Origin of the sequence: Bacillus sp. RAR_M1_44, from assembly GCF_020165935.1 — a bacterium.
Classification (GTDB): domain Bacteria; phylum Bacillota; class Bacilli; order Bacillales; family Bacillaceae; genus Bacillus; species Bacillus altitudinis.
Window position 1 is genome coordinate 1,864,702 of record NZ_JAIUKX010000001.1, and the last position, 19,959, is coordinate 1,884,660.

At 40.0% G+C, this 19,959-nt stretch carries 20 protein-coding genes and 1 pseudogene; 5 read left to right on the top strand and 16 right to left on the bottom strand.

What is annotated here, in order from left to right; genetic code table 11:
* Positions 1–11: 11 nt before the first annotated feature.
* From LCD34_RS19715 to LCD34_RS09905, 4 genes and pseudogenes are all read right to left on the bottom strand, one after another.
* Positions 12–1,019: pseudogene (locus LCD34_RS19715) on the bottom strand (pre-toxin TG domain-containing protein); the annotation flags it as partial.
* Between the two features lie 224 nt (positions 1,020–1,243).
* On the bottom strand, positions 1,244–1,561 hold the full coding sequence (locus LCD34_RS09895) for a hypothetical protein (RefSeq protein ID WP_017359949.1): 318 nt from the start codon (positions 1,559–1,561) through the stop codon (positions 1,244–1,246).
* Positions 1,562–1,582: 21 nt separating this feature from the next.
* The gene (locus LCD34_RS09900) at positions 1,583–3,136 is read right to left on the bottom strand and encodes a ribonuclease YeeF family protein (protein WP_411910428.1); all 1,554 of its coding nucleotides are present in this window, start codon (positions 3,134–3,136) and stop codon (positions 1,583–1,585) included.
* A gap of 240 nt (positions 3,137–3,376) precedes the next feature.
* A complete protein-coding gene (locus tag LCD34_RS09905) occupies positions 3,377–4,612 on the bottom strand; it encodes a TerD family protein (RefSeq protein ID WP_224558859.1) in 1,236 nt (411 codons plus the stop codon).
* A 161-nt stretch (positions 4,613–4,773) separates the two neighbouring features.
* Here LCD34_RS09905 and LCD34_RS09910 point away from each other — a divergent pair, with 161 nt between their 5' ends.
* The gene (locus LCD34_RS09910; protein WP_100218327.1) at positions 4,774–4,935 is read left to right on the top strand and encodes a hypothetical protein; all 162 of its coding nucleotides are present in this window, start codon (positions 4,774–4,776) and stop codon (positions 4,933–4,935) included.
* Positions 4,936–4,940: 5 nt separating this feature from the next.
* Here the strand turns inward: LCD34_RS09910 and LCD34_RS09915 are convergent, their stop codons facing one another.
* The 3 genes from LCD34_RS09915 to LCD34_RS09925 all read right to left on the bottom strand — a co-directional run bounded on the left by LCD34_RS09915 (position 4,941) and on the right by LCD34_RS09925 (position 9,443).
* Positions 4,941–5,921 carry a restriction endonuclease gene (locus LCD34_RS09915; protein ID WP_046527586.1) on the bottom strand — a complete coding sequence of 327 codons (981 nt, stop codon included), beginning with the start codon at positions 5,919–5,921 and terminating at the stop codon, positions 4,941–4,943.
* A gap of 174 nt (positions 5,922–6,095) precedes the next feature.
* The gene (gene bglA / locus LCD34_RS09920; protein WP_113746797.1) at positions 6,096–7,535 is read right to left on the bottom strand and encodes a 6-phospho-beta-glucosidase BglA; all 1,440 of its coding nucleotides are present in this window, start codon (positions 7,533–7,535) and stop codon (positions 6,096–6,098) included.
* 9 nt (positions 7,536–7,544) lie between these two features.
* Complete coding sequence (locus tag LCD34_RS09925; RefSeq protein ID WP_224558860.1) at positions 7,545–9,443, bottom strand: beta-glucoside-specific PTS transporter subunit IIABC; 1,899 nt, start codon at positions 9,441–9,443, stop codon at positions 7,545–7,547.
* 155 nt (positions 9,444–9,598) lie between these two features.
* Here LCD34_RS09925 and LCD34_RS09930 point away from each other — a divergent pair, with 155 nt between their 5' ends.
* Positions 9,599–10,309, top strand: coding sequence for a GntR family transcriptional regulator (locus tag LCD34_RS09930; protein WP_008347432.1), 711 nt, complete (start codon positions 9,599–9,601; stop codon positions 10,307–10,309).
* Between the two features lie 38 nt (positions 10,310–10,347).
* Here the strand turns inward: LCD34_RS09930 and LCD34_RS09935 are convergent, their stop codons facing one another.
* On the bottom strand, positions 10,348–10,911 hold the full coding sequence (locus LCD34_RS09935) for an Imm64 family immunity protein (protein WP_224558861.1): 564 nt from the start codon (positions 10,909–10,911) through the stop codon (positions 10,348–10,350).
* 251 nt (positions 10,912–11,162) lie between these two features.
* Here LCD34_RS09935 and LCD34_RS09940 point away from each other — a divergent pair, with 251 nt between their 5' ends.
* Complete coding sequence (locus tag LCD34_RS09940; protein WP_017368421.1) at positions 11,163–12,059, top strand: PhzF family phenazine biosynthesis protein; 897 nt, start codon at positions 11,163–11,165, stop codon at positions 12,057–12,059.
* A gap of 39 nt (positions 12,060–12,098) precedes the next feature.
* On the opposite strand, the gene LCD34_RS09945 is transcribed toward LCD34_RS09940, so the two are convergent.
* From LCD34_RS09945 to LCD34_RS09965, 5 genes are all read right to left on the bottom strand, one after another.
* On the bottom strand, positions 12,099–12,959 hold the full coding sequence (locus tag LCD34_RS09945; RefSeq protein ID WP_017368422.1) for a LysR family transcriptional regulator: 861 nt from the start codon (positions 12,957–12,959) through the stop codon (positions 12,099–12,101).
* Between the two features lie 13 nt (positions 12,960–12,972).
* Positions 12,973–13,479, bottom strand: coding sequence for a hypothetical protein (locus LCD34_RS09950; protein ID WP_017368423.1), 507 nt, complete (start codon positions 13,477–13,479; stop codon positions 12,973–12,975).
* A gap of 15 nt (positions 13,480–13,494) precedes the next feature.
* Entirely contained in the window at positions 13,495–14,001 is a 507-nt protein-coding gene (locus LCD34_RS09955; RefSeq protein WP_224558862.1) for an LURP-one-related/scramblase family protein, read from the bottom strand.
* 106 nt (positions 14,002–14,107) lie between these two features.
* Complete coding sequence (locus LCD34_RS09960) at positions 14,108–14,449, bottom strand: darcynin family protein (protein WP_039165381.1); 342 nt, start codon at positions 14,447–14,449, stop codon at positions 14,108–14,110.
* A 71-nt stretch (positions 14,450–14,520) separates the two neighbouring features.
* Complete coding sequence (locus tag LCD34_RS09965; RefSeq protein ID WP_224558863.1) at positions 14,521–15,111, bottom strand: Crp/Fnr family transcriptional regulator; 591 nt, start codon at positions 15,109–15,111, stop codon at positions 14,521–14,523.
* 100 nt (positions 15,112–15,211) lie between these two features.
* Here LCD34_RS09965 and LCD34_RS09970 point away from each other — a divergent pair, with 100 nt between their 5' ends.
* Together LCD34_RS09970 and LCD34_RS09975 are read left to right on the top strand one after the other, a co-directional pair.
* Positions 15,212–15,460, top strand: coding sequence for a hypothetical protein (locus LCD34_RS09970; RefSeq protein ID WP_096882111.1), 249 nt, complete (start codon positions 15,212–15,214; stop codon positions 15,458–15,460).
* A gap of 14 nt (positions 15,461–15,474) precedes the next feature.
* Complete coding sequence (locus tag LCD34_RS09975) at positions 15,475–15,717, top strand: hypothetical protein (RefSeq protein ID WP_116306579.1); 243 nt, start codon at positions 15,475–15,477, stop codon at positions 15,715–15,717.
* A gap of 54 nt (positions 15,718–15,771) precedes the next feature.
* Here the strand turns inward: LCD34_RS09975 and LCD34_RS09980 are convergent, their stop codons facing one another.
* Genes LCD34_RS09980 through LCD34_RS09990 form a run of 3 tightly spaced genes read right to left on the bottom strand, consistent with a single transcriptional unit; the run spans position 15,772 to position 19,931 of the window.
* Positions 15,772–17,145 carry a sensor histidine kinase gene (locus LCD34_RS09980; protein WP_224558864.1) on the bottom strand — a complete coding sequence of 458 codons (1,374 nt, stop codon included), beginning with the start codon at positions 17,143–17,145 and terminating at the stop codon, positions 15,772–15,774.
* Positions 17,142–17,813 (bottom strand): response regulator transcription factor, encoded by a 672-nt coding sequence (locus tag LCD34_RS09985; RefSeq protein WP_224558865.1) that lies wholly within the window; start codon positions 17,811–17,813, stop codon positions 17,142–17,144. The genes LCD34_RS09980 and LCD34_RS09985 overlap by 4 nt, the downstream gene beginning before the upstream one ends.
* Positions 17,814–19,931, bottom strand: a complete 2,118-nt coding sequence (locus LCD34_RS09990; RefSeq protein WP_411910434.1) for an MMPL family transporter — start codon at positions 19,929–19,931, stop codon at positions 17,814–17,816.
* Positions 19,932–19,959: the final 28 nt, after the last annotated feature.

Here is a 19,959-nt window from a genome sequence, read left to right on the forward strand (position 1 = left end):
TAATTTTATAGTTATTTTATTCCTAATTTGTTTAAATACTTATTTAATCTATCACCAGCTATTGGATGACCGTGATACACATTACCACTCGTTAGTTCTCCTCTAATCCAACTAGTAGATTTTCCATTATCATAACCAACAACTTTACCAGTATCATAAATGAAGTAAAAATTATTATTGCCATTATCAATAATATGCCCTCTTTGAAGAGCTTCTTTTTCTATCACTTTATTATTTATTTCAGGTAGGTATTGAGCATTTCGTTTTCCGGTTTCACTAAAACGTTTCGCTTCTTCGGCAGTTCTAGCCTTTAAATGCTTATTATCATGATGAGAATATACTGCACTATTTATCTTTATTCTAAAATCTTTTCTACCATAATAACTTTTATGAGCAATTTCATCATGCCTTTTTGAAATATTAGGTATACCTGAACTCTTTACACCCATCTTCCCATGAAACCCTTTTGCCCCAAACGGCAAAAGCATCCCAAGCGCTGCATTCATACTCGCTTCCTGTTGTTCTTTCGAGATCTTATTTCCAAACATATCTCGGCCCGTAATCGCTTCGCTGAAGCCGTTTGTTGCGGTGAGTCCATATAAGCCTTTTTGTGATGTTTTCAACGCATCGAAAGATTTCTGTGATGTCTTGTAAATGTCGACTGCTCTGACTGCAGCGGACGTGGCTTGAGTCGTTTTATAAACGGCTTTTCCGCCTTTGAAAATACGGCCCGCCCATCCGACGATCGGGATGTAGCCTGCTGCTGCCATGCCGCCTGCGGCGACTCGCTGTCCTGCGGTGAGTTCTTCACCTGTGATCGGATCGACACCTGTTGCGGCACGTTTTGCATCGTTCACGCCTGTCAGCTCATTAACGATATTCCCACCGTAATCAAGGGCTTTTTCATACCAAGGACGGTTGGCGAGTGCTTCCTGTTCCTTTGCGATCTCGCGGGCTTCTTCTTGATCTTTTTTGATTTTTAGATATTCAGAAGTTTGCTTCTCAATAGTGCTCAATGCGTTCGTTTTGCTTGTCTCTATCATACGATGATCCACTCAGGAAAAAAAATCACCATTTTATCGGTTTTTTCTCGGTATGAAGGCCAATAAACACAAAAACCTTGAAAGGCATATAGCCAGTCAAGGTATGATAACAATAACATTAAACAACTACTTCACCTACTGATTTATCTGAGAGAATATCATAATTGTTTTATATTTCTTTCTAATACAATAAGGCTATTTTAAAGTAACTCCACTCCAACTTGTTTATAAAATTTAACTTTTAACCTCTCTTCTTCGTCCACGTTCATTACCATAGCTTTTTCATCTTTTTTTATACTTGTTACATTATTAAAATCACCTGTAAATACTATAGAATCATTAAATGTAATACTTAGACTACTCGTTTGCTTATATACATCTAAAGTTAAAATCACCTTGAAATTTTGGTCATCTTTGTAAGTATAAATTAATTCTCCATCATCTATATTGCCTGTTATACTCACCGGCTCACTTTGAAAAAGTTCTAATAGATCATATTCATCATACTTAATAAACATTCGTATTCATCCTTTTATTAATTATTTCGGTATAACTGTGATAACATCGCCTGCTTCATTTATAATAACTTTAACATCCAGTGTTTCATGAACAAACGTTCCACTTCTATTACCAGGTATCTTTTTCGTATTCATTATAGCGTCTTCAATAACTGAAGGTGGAATATTTCTTGGATCAACATATTTTTTGATGAAATCACTAAATTCTTTTGTTTGTGGTTTAAACCCTAATTCTTCAGCTTTTTTAATTGCTCTACTTGTTAAAGTAGCTTTTACTTCAGGACTATCAGGTGCCATTCTTTCCAAAGCATGCTGAGAATAACTTCTTCCATTTATTTCTCCTCCGCCTTTTGACATATTCCAACCAATTTCACCCGTACCCTTAATCCCCATCTTCCCATGAAACCCTTTCGCCCCAAATGGCAAAAGCATCCCCAAAGCCGCATTCATACTCGCTTCCTGTTGTTCTTTGGAGATCTTATTTCCAAACATGTCTCGACCCGTAATCGCTTCGCTGAAGCCGTTGGTCGCAGTAAGACCGTATAAGCCTTTTTGCGATGTTTTTAAAGCATCAAAGGACTTTTGTGACGTCTTATAGATGTCGACTGCTCTGACTGCGGCGGACGTGGCTTGAGTCGTTTTATAAACGGCTTTACCGCCTTTGAAAATACGTCCTGCCCATCCGACGATCGGGATGTAGCCTGCTGCTGCCATGCCGCCTGCGGCGACTCGCTGTCCTGCGGTGAGTTCTTCACCTGTGATCGGATCGACACCTGTTGCGGCACGTTTTGCATCGTTCACGCCTGTCAGCTCATTAACGATATTCCCACCGTAATCAAGGGCTTTTTCATACCACGGACGATTGGCGAGCGCTTCCTGTTCCTTTGCGATCTCGCGAGCTTCTTCTTGATCTTTTTTGATTTTTAGATATTCAGAAGTTTGCTTCTCAATATCGCTTTTTGCCTTGTAGATTTCGCTATTTTGATACGCTTTCTTGTCAAAATTCATAGGCGAAATGGATTTTCCGTCATTTGTCGCATTCATCATTTCTGCGTACAATGCCATTGTAGCCTGCTGCTCCGTCTCTGACAAAGCATATTCATCTTTTAGATTTTGATCAAGCTCTATTAAAGCTTTTACTGTCTTTTTTCGTTCATCTTCCGCATCTTCGATCTTTTCATCAAAGGTTTGGCTATCAAATACCTTCAGTGAAATGAGGTCATCAATATCTTGAAAAATCGTTTTGAGTGCCTTTTTTTGATCTTTTACAATGCTTTTAGCATTTTTTATACCCATATGGACAGCATTCTCTAAAAAGTGTTCTTCTACGAAGGTATCGCCGCCAAAGCTCGTATCATCAAGTGTCCCAGAAACACCTTCATGAAAGGCTTTTTGTTTATCAATGAAGCTAATAAACATGTCCACATTTCCGGCGAGTTCTTTATAGAAGCTTTTAATGTTATCGGCACCTTTTCCAGTGAAGTCGTCACCGAGGTTGGCAACACCTTGTAATGCCTTTTTTAAATCTATCATTTGTTCGCGGAGTTCCTGATAGTGTTTTGCCCTTGTATCCATGGCACTGGTTAGTGCTTTTGCATCAAGTATCTTGCCCAGAAGAAGCCACTCCCTCCATTATTGATCATAAAGTCTATTTTACCGTGACCTCCAAAACGGAAAAATAGGCTAAATGACATAAAAAATGGAATGGACTCTCTATTCAATTTACCCTCTCATTTGGATAAACGAGTTTATCCATTGTAGAGATATAGAAAAAGCCAGACAGTTCATTATACTCTGTCTAGCCACATGTTCACGTTACTTATAGTCATTGATTGGTCCTTTATCCATCAAAACATCAATTTCATTTGAATACTTCATTTTTAATTTAGGTCTGCGCTCGGAATTCGGTTTGCTGTAAAGCTCTAATGGACGGATGATCACACCATGATTCGTGTTTTGAAGAATACCTGGGACACAAGAATAAATTCGATCATTGTCATTTGCATGTTTCGCGTGAATAGTGACAGACGTTCCTTGATGATTATCGATACTCATAGACACTCTATATCTATAGAAAGAACCTGTTCCATTTGATTGAGCAGAGTAAACAACGGGTACCACCGCAAGGATATCATCATTTAACCTTAGTTTAATGACTTCCGTTTTCATTGATTCACGATCTCTACCGACATCTCCCATATGCTCAACAGCTCCGTTACCGTAACTTTTGAGAGCGGGAACACCTTTTGCGCCAAACATGGCCACATCTATTTGTTTTCCTGACTTCGTATAGACCAATGCGTAGATATCATAATCGGTTCCAGACTCCCAAGATACTGTAGCCGTAATCTCTGGTGTTTTTTCAATGATGATCGGTTTATGACCTTTGTCTAGACTAATTTTACCTTGAACCTTCTCTAAGCTAATAGGTGCAGAGACTTTCTCTTTAGCGGCTGTGTTCATTGGAGCAGGCTCATTAATTTGTTTTTCAGAAACCATTGGAGGAGGTGTAGAAACATCCTGTTCATCAGGTTCAACCTCCACCCCATAAAGCTTGCATAGCCCTTCCAATCCAGAATCGAAGCCACGCCAGATGGATCGTGCTTTCGTTTCACTATTTCTTATGTATAGCTCTACTACGACAATACCCTTTTCATTTGTAAAGCTTACTGGTGTTAAGTATAGCACCTCATCACCTGTTCGAATTTCTGCTTGCAGATTCTTCACATGAGAAAAGCCGATTCCTCGATCCTCTGTTAGTGTAATAGCCATCTTTGTGATTCCGACGGGCACTTTGCTCATATCAAAATTCAATTGATGTCTTTTCAACTGATCTGATATCTCTGCTGGTAAAAGTGTCGCGACACCCGTAGCACTCTCCGGCTGATTGTAAAAAATAATGCCATTATCTCCTTGAACTAGATCTGAATCTGTTAAGAGAAACGCCGTTAAAGAAATATCAATTGCAGATGACACTTCATAACTGATGAATAATTGCCCCTTTGGAGAGTTTAGTACGGTATTGGCACCCATTTGCAGAGTTTGATTCATTTCAACAACTCCTATTCTTTATCTACCATTTATCGCTTTTATAGATCAATTATACCGAATTATGTGATAGAACCTATTAAAACCTTTACCTCTTTTCAACCTCTACAATGATATGAGACAATGCCAACTAAAACCGCACTACTCTAGAAGGGAGAACCATTGTGTATAAATTAATTATTCCTGCTGTTATGGTGGTATTCAGTCTGTGGATTCTTCTTCAATTATCAATGAACATCAATATCTTTCAGAATCCAATGAACTATTTTACCGTCATTACCCTCTTTTTTCTTTGTATTCAGGAGTTATTGAAACATAGACAATAAAAAGATCACTCAGGTACATACACTTTTTTCAGAGGTAATAAGGATCTTGTCTCAGCTGGCATATGTTCATACCAATGTACAATAAGATTTACGAGTTCTTCTAAGTCCACTAGATGAACCTCATTATGCTTCGCAACAGCTTTTGCATGAGAAGTAAACCCACCAGTAGAAACAAATAAACTGTTAGCATTCATTGGATTAGCACCTAATAATTGCTGCACCTCTGGCGAACTGGCTGAATTTTTCCGATGCTTTACTTGTACTTTAATAATAGGCTTTTCAAATCCAAATGCATCTTTATAAGCTAATACATCCACACCGCCATCTGGCCCTTTTGGACTCACGCGAACATTGTATGACATTGCTTGCAGTAAGCCTCCGACTAAGTCTTGCATTTGCCACGGGTCCAATTTATCTACTTTATCTTCAATCATGACAGTAGCTTTGCTGACTAAATCTTCGATAATTTCATCTTCTTCGGTTTCATCTTCAGGTGCTGATATAGATGTAGGGTTTTTGAGTAAATGTTCAATCTCTTTCCCCCAATCATCTACACGAAAAACAGTTGATATAGAACCGAGGCTGTTCTTAGCTGATTGACTGAGAGAATCTCGTTTAACTGCTATTGGTTCCCAATTTACCTGAATATGATTTGGATACATTTTATCTCCAACTGCTTCATCAAAAAAATGCGGAGCAATCACCGTACCTACTCGATATTCACGGCTTTCTTTTATGTACGTAATGATTCGATCTCCCTTTTTGATTTCTCTACTAAACCTCCATACCTGACTGACCCAGCTTCTTCTCGTAAAAGGTTTGTTCTCAGCGAATATGACATCAGCTCGAGCATTCATCTCTTGCTTTGTTTGATATTGTTTTGGATTACCTAATTTAGGCCACCCTATCGATGCAATGCCTTTCTCTTCCCAAATTGTAATTAATTCGTTTTGGTCACCCGCACGAACCATCCACCATTTCGTCATTTACTACCTCTCCCATTCCATCTATCTTCTCTTATTTTCATCATCAAATATTCTATCTAAATTATAAGACTTATTTCTTGTTAACAAAAGGATATGCGCACCATTTTTGTCGAAAGAAACACAAAAACCCGAACAAGCGTATACCACACTCATCCGGGTCTGCATTTTCCTTTGTTACACTTCTTCACCATTCGTTGCAATGACGTTTTGGTACCAAGTAAATGAATCTTTTTTGAGTCTCTTCATTGAACCATTACCTTCGTTATCGCGGTCAACATAGATCATGCCGTAGCGTTTTTTCATTTCACCGGTTGTGAATGACACGATATCAATGATGCCCCAAGGTGTGTAGCCGATGAGATCCACACCGTCATATTCAATCGCTTTTTTCAGTGCTTGAATATGAGAAGCGAGATATTGAATTCGCTCTGGGTCATGAATAGAGCCGTCTTCTTCCACTTGATCAATGGCACCAAAGCCATTTTCCACAATGAATAGCGGGATTTGATAGCGATCGTAAAAACGATTCAATGTATATCTTAAGCCTGTCGGATCAATGGACCAGCCCCAGTCGCTTGATTTGATATACGGATTTTCTACACCATGTGGCAGTGCTCCATTGACAATGTCTCCGTTGTGATCAGATACTGCATCGCTTTTGACCGTTGTTGACATGTAGTAGCTAAAGCCAAGGTAATCTACTTTTCCTTTTCTTAAACTTTCTTCATCGCCTTCTTCAAATGGAATGTGATAGCCTTCGCGCTCAAATTCTTTTAACGCGTAGCTTGGATAGTAGCCACGTACTTGGACATCTGGGAAGAAATAGCGCTGTCTCATATATTCTTCTGCCAGCATGACATCTTCTGGGTTTGAGGAATATGGATAAATTGGCACGTGGGACACCATCGCTCCAATTTGAAAGGACGGATTGATCTCTTTTCCTTTTGCCACTGCCCATGCACTTGCAAGCAATTCATGATGGCCCGCTTGATACATGACTTCTTTGGCATTTTCGCCTTCTTTGACAGATACCCCTGAATTTGTCCAAAGGAACAACGGGTTGTTGACGTCCATTTTGTTATTGATTTCATTAAATGTCATCCAGTACGTAACCTTGTCCTTGTAACGATTGAAGCATACTTCCGCAAATTTCGCGAAATATTCAGCGACTGTTCTGCTTCGGAATCCGCCGTATTCTCTTGCCAAATGAAGGGGCATTTCAAAGTGAGACAGTGTAATGACAGGCTCGATTCCATGTTTAATCAGCTCATCAAACACATCATCATAAAACTGTAAGCCTGCTTCATTCGGCTCTTCTTCATCCCCTTTAGGGAAAATTCGGCTCCAGCCGATCGATGTTCGCAAGCATTTTAATCCCATTTCAGCAAACATGGCGATATCTTCTTTGTAACGATGGTAGAAATCAATGGCTTCATGGTTTGGATAAAAAGTTCCTTCTTCTATCGTTTCCGTGATCTGTCTTGGAACACCATGAGCACCTGCTGTCATGACATCTACAACACTCGGCCCTTTGCCAGCTGCATTCCATCCACCTTCGAATTGATGAGCGGCTAATGCCCCGCCCCATAAGAAATCTTTTGGTAAAGTCATTATCTATTCCTCCTATTTCACAATTGTCATCATGACGTCAGTTGGCTGACATGTCGAACGTTTCTCTACAATCACATCTTCGTATGCTTGGGTATTGGTAAGGATAACAGGTGTGATTGTTTGTAATCCTTTGCTTTCAATTGCTTCCTGATCAAATGTCATCAACAAGTCACCCTTTTTCACCTTGTCGCCTTCTTTGATATTGAGTGTAAATGCCGATCCATCTAGAGAGACCGTATCAATTCCTACATGAACAAGTAACTCCACACCAAATTCAGAACGCAGACCAATCGCATGTTTTGTTGGTGCAAGCATGACGACACTGCCATCAAACGGTGCAAACAGTTTGTTATCGGTCGGATGAATGGCAAAGCCTTTCCCCATCGCTCCAGAGCTAAATACGGCATCTGGCACTTCAGATAACGAAAGCACCTTTCCTGTAAGTGGAGCCGTAATCATTTCTTCATTGTTCATAGAAGCTTGTGTCGTTTCTCCGTCTTGATCTTTAACAGATGTTTCACCAGCTGGCTGGTCTACCGTATCTTCCCCATAACCGAACAATTGAATAAGCACAACTGGTAAAATCAGCGCAATGGCCACACCAATCAAAATACCAATAATAGACGTTGGATAATCTGCACTGATTCCGTTCACAATGGTCAGCGGGCCAGGCAGCCCTGCATATGCAAAGTAATAAGGCGTAAAGAAGCTGGCCACTACGGCACCGACCGCTCCAGAAATACACCCGAAAATAAACGGCTTTTTAAAACGTAAGGTGACACCGTAAATCGCAGGCTCCGTAATACCGAAGAGTCCTGTGATTCCAGCTGAAACCCCTACTTTCCGTGTTTCCCGATTTCTTGCTTTTAAAATAACTCCCAACACCGCACCGACTTGAGCGATAACAGCGATGGTTTGATATGCCTGAAAGGAGTCACGTCCATATTGTTCAAAGTTCGCAAGTACCATTGGCGTGATGCCCCAGTGAACACCGAAAATCACGAGTACTTGCCAGAAACCGCCGATAATAGCCCCTGCCAGAGCTGGTACATTTTCAGCTAAGAAATTGTATCCGTTTGCAATCCCATTTGCACCTGCTGTCGAAAGAGGACCGATTAATAGAATGGTTAACGGAACCATGACGACCATACATAGAAATGGAACAAATAGCGGTTTGACAACCTCATGAATTCGTTTGTTTAAGAATTTTTCTACATAAGAAAGAATCCATACTAAGAAAAGCGGTGGCAAGACAGATGATGTATAAACCGTTTCAGATAACGCAATCCCTAAAAAGGTCACACCTTCCCCTGATGCTACACGTCCAGCAATCTCTGTCCAAGAAGGACTGACAAGCGCTGCTGTACAAGCAACCGCGATATACATATTCGTTTTAAAATGCTTGGCTGCAGTGATCGCAATAAAAATGGGCAAGAACGTAAACGGTGCCCAAGAAATAAAGCTAAACACTTCATAAGTGCCTGTTTTCGAGAAGCTTGGAAATATCAAATTTATTAAGATAAGTGCACCTTGCAAAATACCAGCCGCGGCTAAAATATACACAAATGGCGCAAACACAGCGGACATGGTCGCAATGACCCGATTCAGTATCGTTCCTTTGTTTTCATTCGGCTGATCATCATCCGACGTTTGGAGCTGAACAAGGTTGGAAAAATGCTCATATACCTCACCTACATGCTGACCGATCACAACCTGAAACTGACCACCGTTTTCCACCACTGTAATGACGCCAGGCATGGCGTTGACTGCTTCTTTTGCCTTTGGATTAGAACGCTTCAGCACCAAACGCAGCCTCGTGGCGCATCTTGCGGCACTCACCACATTTTCTTCTCCGCCAACTGCTTCTAAGATGTCTTCTGCAAGCTTTTGATAATCCCTCACTTTTGACATATAAAACCCCCCTTTATCACTACTAGTATATGCATATTATAATTATACCGGTACAATTTATCAATACATATATAATTCGAGTTTGCATATCAAAGAGAAATCGGGATGTGCTATAATACAAAGACAATAAATCGTGAAAACAAAGAGGAATGGCTATGTTAAAGTATCAACAAATTGCGAGCGATATTGAAAAATATATTGTCACACATGAGCTGCAGCAAGGAGACAAACTTCCTGTGCTTGAGACGCTCATGAATCAATTTGCTGTGAGCAAAAGTACAATTATCAAATCATTAGATTTACTCGAAAGAAAAGGGATTGTCTATCAGGTGAGGGGCAGCGGCATCTTTGTGAGAAGGCATAGACGCAAAGGCTATATCAGCCTTTTATCCAACCAAGGGTTCAAAAAAGATTTAGAGGAATTTCAACTGACATCAGAAGTTCTCACGTTAGATACCATCAAACCGCCAGAAGAAGCTGCGCTTAATTTAAACATTGAACTAGATGAGGATGTTTTCTACCTTAAACGCATTCGTTACATCAATGGACAAACTTTATGTTTAGAAGAGTCCTATTACCGGAAAACCATTATTCCTTACCTCAACACAGAAATTGCAGCCGATTCTGTATTTAAATTCATTAGTGAAGGCCTTGGTCTTAAAGTGGGCTTTTCTGACATGTACCTGCAAGTTGGCAAACTAAACGAAACTGAAGCGAAGCACCTCGGACTTAAGCAAAATGATCCTGCTCTTCGCGTCGAAACCGTCTTTCATCTCACAAACGGACAGCCCTTCGACTTCTCGAAAATCACATATAACTACATGCAATCCCAATTTTTTATTCAGGCGAATAATTATTATGGGTGATGAAAGGAAAAAGCTCCTGATACATTCAGGAGGCTTTTTTACTGTTCTCTTTTAACCTTTAAATATTTCTTCCCTCTCTCTTGAGTAGTTAGCCCGTCAATGAGAGTATCACCATAAAAAGTGACTAAATAATCCCCTTTACCTATAAGAACAACTGGAAAAGCATGATGTTCTTGCAGACTCTTTTCAACATCATCTGGATGAAGCCCGACTTCCATTTCATGTCCAATGAATGAATACTCGAACGTAAGAGTAGGATAAAGTTCTACAAGACACTGTACGATCTCCTGTTGAATACGAACGACATCATGTGAAACAACCTCTGTCCAATTTAAACACAGAACGAACCCAACAAAACCAGCTTCTTTTTGTATGTTCATGGTTGTATGTTTTAGACATGTTCCCTCCAATTCAAATTCTGTATAAAAACCTTCCAAGTAATTGTTTTTGATTTTAATCTCTTTTACATCATGTTCGATCCATGCTTCGCCATTAGCATCTTGACTAAACTTTACTTTCGTTATTGAAATGCCTTTCTTTGTTAAATAGACAATCAGTTGGTGGAAAGTGGTTGTTAAATGAATGTCATCATAGAATACCAATCCAATATTGATATATCCTCCTAAAGCGATGCTGACCCCCTCGCTTTCTTTTTGTTTTGTTCAAGCATACTACAAAAATCAGATTCTCTTTGAACATGCCTTTTGAACTATCATTATTTTTTCAGCCTTACCGTCTAGTTATTTGATATTACATGAACAATTCCAATACATCACATCAAAAAGATTCATTTTACGAATACATCCTACACACTTATGATGAACATAACAACATGGTTAGGGGGATTCGTCAGATGAAAGATATTAGGGTGTATCATGTCGATGCGTTTACAACTGAGAAGTTTGGAGGTAATGCCGCTGGGGTGGTGTTGGATGGGGAATGGTTAACGGAGGATGAGATGCAGAATATCGCCAAGGAGCTGAACTTACCCGAGTCCGTTTTCTTGCTGCCGGCACATGATGAGGAAGCTGATTATCGAGTGAAATATTTCACTCCAACAGAAGAGGTCAATTTCTGCGGGCATGCGACGGTTGGGTTGACTTGGCTTTTAGCGACGGAGCTAGGGATGGCTAAAGAAAAATCAGGGGTTGTGTTAGAAACAAAGATCGGCCATGTTCCCGTTATATGGCACGAGGAAAATGGCAAAGTTGTGGATGTGGAGATGACACAGGTCACGCCAAAGACGCGAGATTTTATCATCGATGTAGAAGAGCTTAGTGACATGCTCGGTATAAGCAGTGACAGGATTGATCCATCCTATCCTATAAAATTAGCAAACACCGGAAACTGGCATCTCCTGGTTCCGCTGAAACATCAGGATGACATTGATCAAGCGGCACCAAACTTAGCAGCTTTAGGGAAAATGAATAAAGCGCAGGGTATCACAACGACTCATCTTTATACGTTTCAATCCACAAAAGACTGTGATCTTTATACAAGGGATTTTGCACCTGGCATTGGTATACCCGAAGATCCTGTAACGGGAGCAGCAAACGGAGCATTAGCCGGATATCTGTATTTGGAAGGGATCATTCCTCAGCAAGAAACCACTCATCTGCGCATTGCTCAAGGTGATGCCATCGGCAGACCAGGATTGCTTCGTATCACGGTCATTCCGAATGAAGCAAAGCCGGTGATTAAAGTAGCAGGTGCAGCAGTTATTACCATTCGTGGGGTGATCACGCTATAAATTGATCAGCTTGAATAGAGACTCTCGTTCAAGCTGAATCTATTTAAAATGATCTTTGACCACTTCAATCCATCTTTTAGTAGAGGGAGAGGCTGTGTTAAAAGATTTAAACGCCATATTGATTTCGCGATAAACACTGGTCTCAAGTGGAATTACGTTCGCATGAGGCACCTGAGGCGGCAAAATCAACTTCGGAATGATCGTGAGCCCAATGCCTTCCTGAACCATAGAGATGAGCGTATTGTTGTCCCCAATCTCAAATAAAACATGGGGTTTTACGCCTCTTTCTTTTAATATTTTCTTAATGAGTTGATCACAGCCCGCTTTTGGCATGATAAACGGTTCATCTTGAAACGAAGCGACTTCCATCACCTTCTTTGTATGGAAACGATGACTCTCTTGCATGAGCACCACCAATTCATCTTGAAACAGTGGAACAGTTTCCAAATCTCTAGATGGCTGTGTTAAAAACCCAAGATCAACTGTGCCAGACGCGATCCACTCTTCAATCTCTTCATAGCCGCCTTCGTATAACTCCAATTGGATATTGGGATAACTTTTCGTAAAACGATGAATCAGCTGCGGAAGCATTTTTGAAGAAAAACTAGAAAACGTGCCGATCTTAATACTCCCCACTTCCATCCCTTGAATCAACGCCGCCTCCTGCTCAAGCAATGACGCATGATGAATGATTTGGCGAATATGGGGCATCACCCGCTCACCTGCATCTGTCAGCGACAGCCCGTTTCGATTCCGATGAAGCAGCACAATCCCAAGTTCTGACTCAAGCTTCGCCATATTATGACTCACCCCAGACTGCGTCAGCCCAAGCTTCTCTCCAGCTTTTGTAAAGCTGCCGCATTCGACGACTGTTTGAAATACTTTGTATGGGAATGTCATTCGTTTGCTCACCTCACTTTAGATCTTGGCAAAACCTACTGTTAGACATGTCTGTGATTTTTCGATTTAATTGTTGTTCGACCAATTGAAAACATGCCTGCTGAATCCATAAACGTTTAAATGTATAGAGTTGTTCTTTTTCATCGCCATGCATCTCTTCATCTTTTTCTAACTGAAAATCTGTCAATTCGATTTTGTCATGAACATGCATGTGAATAAAAACATGCGCATTGTGAAAATCATGCATATGCTCTACTAAAGCTGAGATATTGGTGATAAAGTCATCAAATATATCTTCTTCTAGCGTTTTCTTGAGATCTAGATGGCTGTGCACATCCATTGATATGTAATTATCTCTTTCATCCAGTTCTTCTTGAGTGGCCAGAGGGTTATCATGAATCGTTGCTTTTCTATTTAAATCTGTAATCGAGAAATAGACGATGATGTCTTTATTATCGAGAAATTCATACTCCCATATCTCTGCATCTCTTAATCTTAAAATGCGGGTGAGATTGTCCAACTTTAAACCCTCCAATTAATTATTCATCGTCGTCGACGAAGACCTAGACGCCGCTTCATCCGCTTTCACACAATCAATCGCAACAACCAATGCAATCATCACAGGCTCCATCTCTTGTTTCAAAATATCCACCTTGTAGCTATCCCCCCAAGTAAACCATTCCTTCTTTACCTGACCAATCACTTCGCCGCTTTGCAGCACTTGGAAATTCATATCCCACCAGTTCCCTTGTACTTCGATTCCAGCAGCATCAATTGAATATTTGGCTTTGAAGAACGTAAATTCTTTTTTGATCGTCAATACCTCTTGCCCACCGACTTCTACTAAAAACTTTGGTAAAAAGCTAAACATTTTCTTCGTAATTACAGCGATGATGTCTCGTTCTGTATTCAAAATGGTGAACGTCTTTGGCACCTTCATAAAGCTGCCTTCGACCACATATACATCATTCTCCTGTTGATCTTTTACGGTAAACCTACCGCTCAGACTAAATACTTTCTGTTTCATATAAAGTTGTTTCATATGTACCTCCGATTCAGTTCAAAAATTTATCCGAATCTTACCTTACCCCTGATTATACCAAAAAATAGAATGTGCAAAAAACCACCTGATAGTAGGTGGTTTTCGATTACTGATCCATTTTCAGAGATTCTTTTTCATATGTTTGAAAAGCATCTTCCATTCCCATGATGACCTCTTTCATTTTGACATAACCACTTGTGTAAGGAATAGAATCTCTAATCTCTTCCCACATAAAATGATAGAACTTCAGGTCATCCGTTTCACACATCACAAAATCTGTGTAATCCTTACCTGGAAGAGCTTCAGCATCAAAAAAGCGCACCGTCACATGTTCCTCATATTTCTGCATCAATTCTTGCAGCGAAGCCGCATGGGTTCTGCGCTCCTCTCGTGGTAAAGCAAGCCAAGATGGATAGAACTCTAATAAAACAACCATCATATATTTCATCATCATGCCCCTCGATTCTTCTATGATGTGATGATTGTACGCCAGATCTAGAGAATGTGCATTAACATAGGTTAATGTTCAGCAGGATGCAGCAGCCTGCTCAGCGAAACCGGAGAAATACCGATATATGAGGCAATATGATATTGAGCGATACGTTGATGTAACCCGGGATATTTCAATAAAAACGCCTGATATCGCTCAATGGCTGGCAAATATAGCAGTTCCCTCTCACGCTCTTCCTTTCTCGTATACAGCCTTTCAACACTCACCCGAACAAACCGCTCCCACATATGACTTCTGTCCATCAACATTTGAAGCAGATCATACGGAATTTCAATCACGATAGAATCCTCCATCGCTTCAATCGAATAAGGAGAAGGCTGCCCGTTGATCATACTTGCATAAGAAGTAGCAAAATCATCTTCCAACGTAAAAGCCACGTTGTACTCCCTGCCATCCGGTAACAAATAGAAAAGACGGAAGAGTCCCGTTATGCAGAAATAAGCATGCTTCACTGGATCGCCAGCCTTGATCATGCATGTACCTGCTTTTAATTGTTTAATCGTTGTTCCATCTTTGAAGGCTTGCCAATGATTTTGTTCAATTGGATATTTCAATATTTTGGTTTTGAAGGTGTCGTATAGGTCAGTTATGTTGTCCATCTGTAAGTAACCTTTCTATTAATAGAAGAATTGATAAAAAATGGTGTCAGAAAACACTCAGGTTATAATGGAAATATAAGCGATGATGAGAGGAGAAACAATGAAAAAGATCACTTTTTTTGACTGGACCATCCATTTACAAGCAGACTTAACAGCGATTACAGATCATTATGAAAAGAAAATGGTCATTTTAGAGCCATCTATTGAACTAAATAGCATCATCTGGTTGGATGACAACAACGAGCTACAAATCAAACCTACTTGGGATTGTGTCATTTCAATTGATCCAACCAATAAATCACTGACAATCCGGCAAACAAAAGAAGTATTCGGAGATGTGTACGAATGAAAATAGGAGGAACTATGAAGAAAACCGCTTTTTATGATTGGACGATTCACTATCCTGAACATTTAACAGCAGTCAAAGATGATACAGAAAAGAAAATGGTCTTTCTAGAACAGACTGTTGAATTTAAAGGAATTATTCGTATTGATGAGAATGATGAACTGCAAATAAAGCCCACTTGGGATTGTGTCATTATTATGAATGCAAAACAGATGTCTGTCACAGTTCGTGATGCAGAAGACTTTGTAGGTTTACCATAAACGTTAAAAAGAAAAGTCTCATTTGACACACGCAAACGAGACTTTTCTCAAATACTATTCCTTTGGAAAAACCGTCGTAAAGGTCGTTCCTTCTTTTTCATTGCTTTCTACTTCAATAGAAGCATTGTGATACGACAGGACTTCTTGCACAATGGATAATCCAAGACCCATTCCCTCTTTATTTCGTGCCTGATCTACCCGGTAAAAACGTTCAAATATTTTTTCTAATGTGTGCGGTTCTATGCCAATCCCCGTATCTCTAATCGTCACGACCGCTTCCGATTCATTTTCATTACAATGAATACTGATTTCCCCAAACTCTTTGTTGTACTTAATGGCATTGCCAATTAAATTCTCCCATACATTGATCAGCAAGGTCCGATCCGCATATACCGAAACAGGCTGTAGATCCAACTTAATTTCTAAACCTTTTTCTTCTATTCGCCATAGCATCGAATGGACCACTTGATGAAGCTGCTCATCTACTCTGACGATTTGTTTATTCGTTGGATATGTCCCTTGATCAATAGAGGTTAAAATGAGAAGTTGTTTCGTTAAGTTAGATAATCGCTTTGCTTCTGTTTGAATAATGTGGTTGTATTTTTTCCCTTCGCTTGATGAAATCTCTCCATTTAGTAATTCAGAATACCCTCGTATATTTAATAGTGGTGACTGAAAATCGTGCGAGACGTTATTCACAAATTTCTTCCTTGCTTGATCGGTATTCTCTAATTTCTGCTGCATCATCCGAAAACGATCAGCGAGCTGACCAATTTCATCTTTTCGATTGATCATTAATGGATACTGAAAATTATGGTTTGCCATCTCTTGCGTCGCACTCGTCAATTCTGAAAGAGATTGGGTGACCTTTCGAGACATGAATAAAATGCCAATGATACTGCTCACAAAAACGGCGAAGATAAATCCAAAAATAATCAAATGGAACTCTGTAAAGAAACTGATATTATTCGGGCGTAAAAATAAGCCCCATTCTTCCCCGTCAATTTCTATTTTCGTACCCACTGTATTTTGTATATCATTTGCGAAATGACTCATGATTAAGTATGAATTTTTAAAGGATTTGATCCCGTTGTACGCTTTACCGCCTTCAAATAAGGCGTGCATTTGGTCATTCCATTTTTCCGTTTTAAATGGTTCGCCAAACATCTTCATCTCCCCGTCTTCTTTAACCAAAGCGATTTGGTAGCCTAGATCGCTCATGGTTTGCAAAAAATCAGAAGATGCCCGCAAGGTAATTTCATGTTCTTTGATTTGTTTAGATAACTGCTCGGCAATGACTAAATATCGATCATTCATTTGCTCTTTGACAACATGATTGTAAATCAAGTTAGAACAAATAAATCCAATGAAGATGCTAATCAAAACAATCAAACACGTATATAGCATAAAACGTTGTTGTAATTTCATTCTTTTACCTCAAGTTGATAGCCGAAACCACGTATTGTGACAATCTCAATCGTCGCTTCCGCTCTTTTTAAACGTTCTCGTATGCGGTTAATATGCGTGTTTAATGTGAATTCGGGTTGATCTAACGTATCCCCCCAAATGTCATCAATTAAATCCCAGCGGCTTACATTGCGGTTTGCCCGATGTAGCAGATAATACAGAATTTCTAATTCACGCATGGGCCAGATATATTGCTGATTGGCAATCGTTAATTCCCAACGGTTCGTATCAATTTGAACATTTCCCGCAGTCGTTATAGCTTCTATGGATTTACGATATCGTCGTAAAATCGCATTTACACGGAATAGCAGTTCTTTCGTTTCAAATGGTTTGACGATATAATCATCAATCCCCTGTTCAAATCCTTGCTGCTTATCTTCTATCTGCCCTTTCGCTGTCAGCATAATGACCGGCAGTTCATATTGTTTCGTCACAATGTTCGCCAGCTGAAAGCCATCCATCCCAGGCATCATCACATCAATAATCATGAGATCAAATGACTGTTGTTGCAAAAAAGCAAGCGCTGCCTCAGCATTGCTTGCTTTTGTCACTTGGTATCCTGCCTGCTCTAAATGGATGGACACTAATTGCAAAATGGCTTCATCATCATCCACAACCAATACATGCAATTATCCTTCCTCCTTTATTTTCTTAGCTTTGTCTTTTTCAAAGAATAATATGAGTGACGGCAGCAACATTCCTCGCACGAAGAATGTATCGATGATAATCCCAATAGCGACAATAAAACCAAAGATAAATAAATCGGTAATCGGCATGGTCATTAATGCGGCAAACGTTGCAGCAAGAATGATCCCCGCTGAAGAAATCACCCCGCCTGTGTTTCGTATCGCTACTTCTAATGCAGCTTTGACGTGTAACGTTTGACGTTCTTCTAAGAAACGGCTCACAAGGATGATGTTATAATCAATTCCCAATGCCACGAGAAAGATAAAGGCATACACAGGGGCACGAGTTGAAATCGCATCATATCCAAATAACACATCGACTAAGAAAATACCTAAGCCTAATGCAGACACAAATGAGATTAAAATCGTCGCCATCATATAAATCGACATTTTCATGGAACGAGTCAAAACGAGTAACAAGATCAGAATGAGTAATGTTTCCAGTAATACGATCTTTTTAATATCGGATTGATTCACTTGTTGCTCATCCACTAATTTAGCTGTTGTGCCAGCAAAAGATAACTGAACCTTTTGACCATCTGATAAACGATAGGTCGCTTGATCTGTACGGAAATCTCCTAAAAATTCAATGGCCTCTATACTGTATGGATTCACTTTTAATGATATCGTCATTTTGCCGTGCTCTCCATCTTTGGTTACCCCCGAAGGGCGAGCCGATCCTATCTCTTCATTTTCTGAGAATTGGGCGGAGATTTCTTGTAAATGTTCCTGAGTTAGCTTTTGACCAGTCACAAGTACTGTTGTCTGGGCTAGATCACCTTTATTAAATTTTTCCTCGACGATTTCAAATGCGACACGAGAAGGCAAATCCTTCGGGAAATTTTTTACCGAGTTAAATTCATAATGTAAATTGAAAATATTCGCACCTGTCACAAGTAAAAACAGTAAGACCGCACCACCAATTAATCCTGGTTTTCGAACCACGAATTTGGCAAGAGGTCCCCAAATGCCATGTTTTGCTTCTTTTGCTTCACCATATGTCGGCACTTTCGGCCAAAATGCTTTGCGGCCAAATAATGCAAACAAGGCTGGAATCAGTGTGACAGAAGCGGTCATAATGACCACCATCGCAGCGCCAAAGATTGGCGCAAAGTTTTGATAATCACGGAAATCCGCCACAAACAATATGATCATAGCCGCAAATACTGTACCGCCTGCAAATAATACCGGTTTGGCTGTTGAACGCATCGCCACTTTCATCGCTCCAAATTGATTTTCATGATGTTGTAACTCCTCACGATAACGCGAGAAAACAAACAATGAATAATCAATCACAGCAGCAAATAATAAAATACTCATAATCGAAGTGGTCGAGTTATTGATATCAAGTCCACCGACGCCAAGTAAAGCCACAACTTGATTCACCACTTGATAGACAATGACCGTTGCGAACAATGGAATGATCGCTAATAACGGAGAACGGTAAATGACAATCAATAAAACCAAAATGATTGCAACAGTAGCTAATAGCAGCTTCAAGTCGGCAGATTGAAACAGCTTCACCGTATCCCCCGCTATACCTGCTGGGCCCGTAATATAAAAATCAGCATCTAGCCCTTTCGCTATGTTTGTACCGACATCCGTTGTCTCATCATTAATCTTTGCATAATCAGCATTGCCTAATCCCGCTTTCAAATTCATTGGCACAATCATGGTCGTTTCATCGTCTGATAAAAAAGCGGATAACGCTTGAGGAGGCAATGCGGACACATCGACAATATCTTCAATCCCCTCAATCTTTGCCTCTTTGATTCCTTGAATGATCGTTTTTACATCTTGAATAGCCAGCTTTCCATTAGAGTTATGGAACACATATAATCCCGGAGTCCCTTTATCATTTGGGAAATACTGATCTAACTTCTTTTGTGTCACGATGGACTGAGCATCACTAGGTAAAGATTGAAAATTACTCACTGTATGATCGCCCAATTTAGGACCAGCACTCAACCCGATCATGAGAACAAGCCAAATGATAACAGTCAGCCAAGCCCCTTTTTTTGTCGACATTTTATCAATAAATGATCTGAATACTTTCATAATCGTTCTCCTCCTTTTCTCACCGGTACGA

Coding starts and splice junctions, on each gene's coding strand:
- LCD34_RS09940 (WP_017368421.1), top strand. CDS start 11,163: ATGAAAGATATTAGGGTGTATCATGTCGATGCGTTTACAACTGAGAAG.
- LCD34_RS09965 (WP_224558863.1), bottom strand. CDS start 15,111: ATGGACAACATAACTGACCTATACGACACCTTCAAAACCAAAATATTG.
- LCD34_RS09905 (WP_224558859.1), bottom strand. CDS start 4,612: ATGAATCAAACTCTGCAAATGGGTGCCAATACCGTACTAAACTCTCCA.
- LCD34_RS09900 (WP_411910428.1), bottom strand. CDS start 3,136: ATGGATACAAGGGCAAAACACTATCAGGAACTCCGCGAACAAATGATA.
- LCD34_RS09980 (WP_224558864.1), bottom strand. CDS start 17,145: ATGAAATTACAACAACGTTTTATGCTATATACGTGTTTGATTGTTTTG.
- LCD34_RS09960 (WP_039165381.1), bottom strand. CDS start 14,449: ATGAAATATATGATGGTTGTTTTATTAGAGTTCTATCCATCTTGGCTT.
- LCD34_RS09945 (WP_017368422.1), bottom strand. CDS start 12,959: ATGACATTCCCATACAAAGTATTTCAAACAGTCGTCGAATGCGGCAGC.
- LCD34_RS09970 (WP_096882111.1), top strand. CDS start 15,212: ATGAAAAAGATCACTTTTTTTGACTGGACCATCCATTTACAAGCAGAC.
- LCD34_RS09925 (WP_224558860.1), bottom strand. CDS start 9,443: ATGTCAAAAGTGAGGGATTATCAAAAGCTTGCAGAAGACATCTTAGAA.
- LCD34_RS09975 (WP_116306579.1), top strand. CDS start 15,475: ATGAAGAAAACCGCTTTTTATGATTGGACGATTCACTATCCTGAACAT.
- LCD34_RS09955 (WP_224558862.1), bottom strand. CDS start 14,001: ATGAAACAACTTTATATGAAACAGAAAGTATTTAGTCTGAGCGGTAGG.
- LCD34_RS09915 (WP_046527586.1), bottom strand. CDS start 5,921: ATGACGAAATGGTGGATGGTTCGTGCGGGTGACCAAAACGAATTAATT.
- LCD34_RS09895 (WP_017359949.1), bottom strand. CDS start 1,561: ATGTTTATTAAGTATGATGAATATGATCTATTAGAACTTTTTCAAAGT.
- LCD34_RS09930 (WP_008347432.1), top strand. CDS start 9,599: ATGTTAAAGTATCAACAAATTGCGAGCGATATTGAAAAATATATTGTC.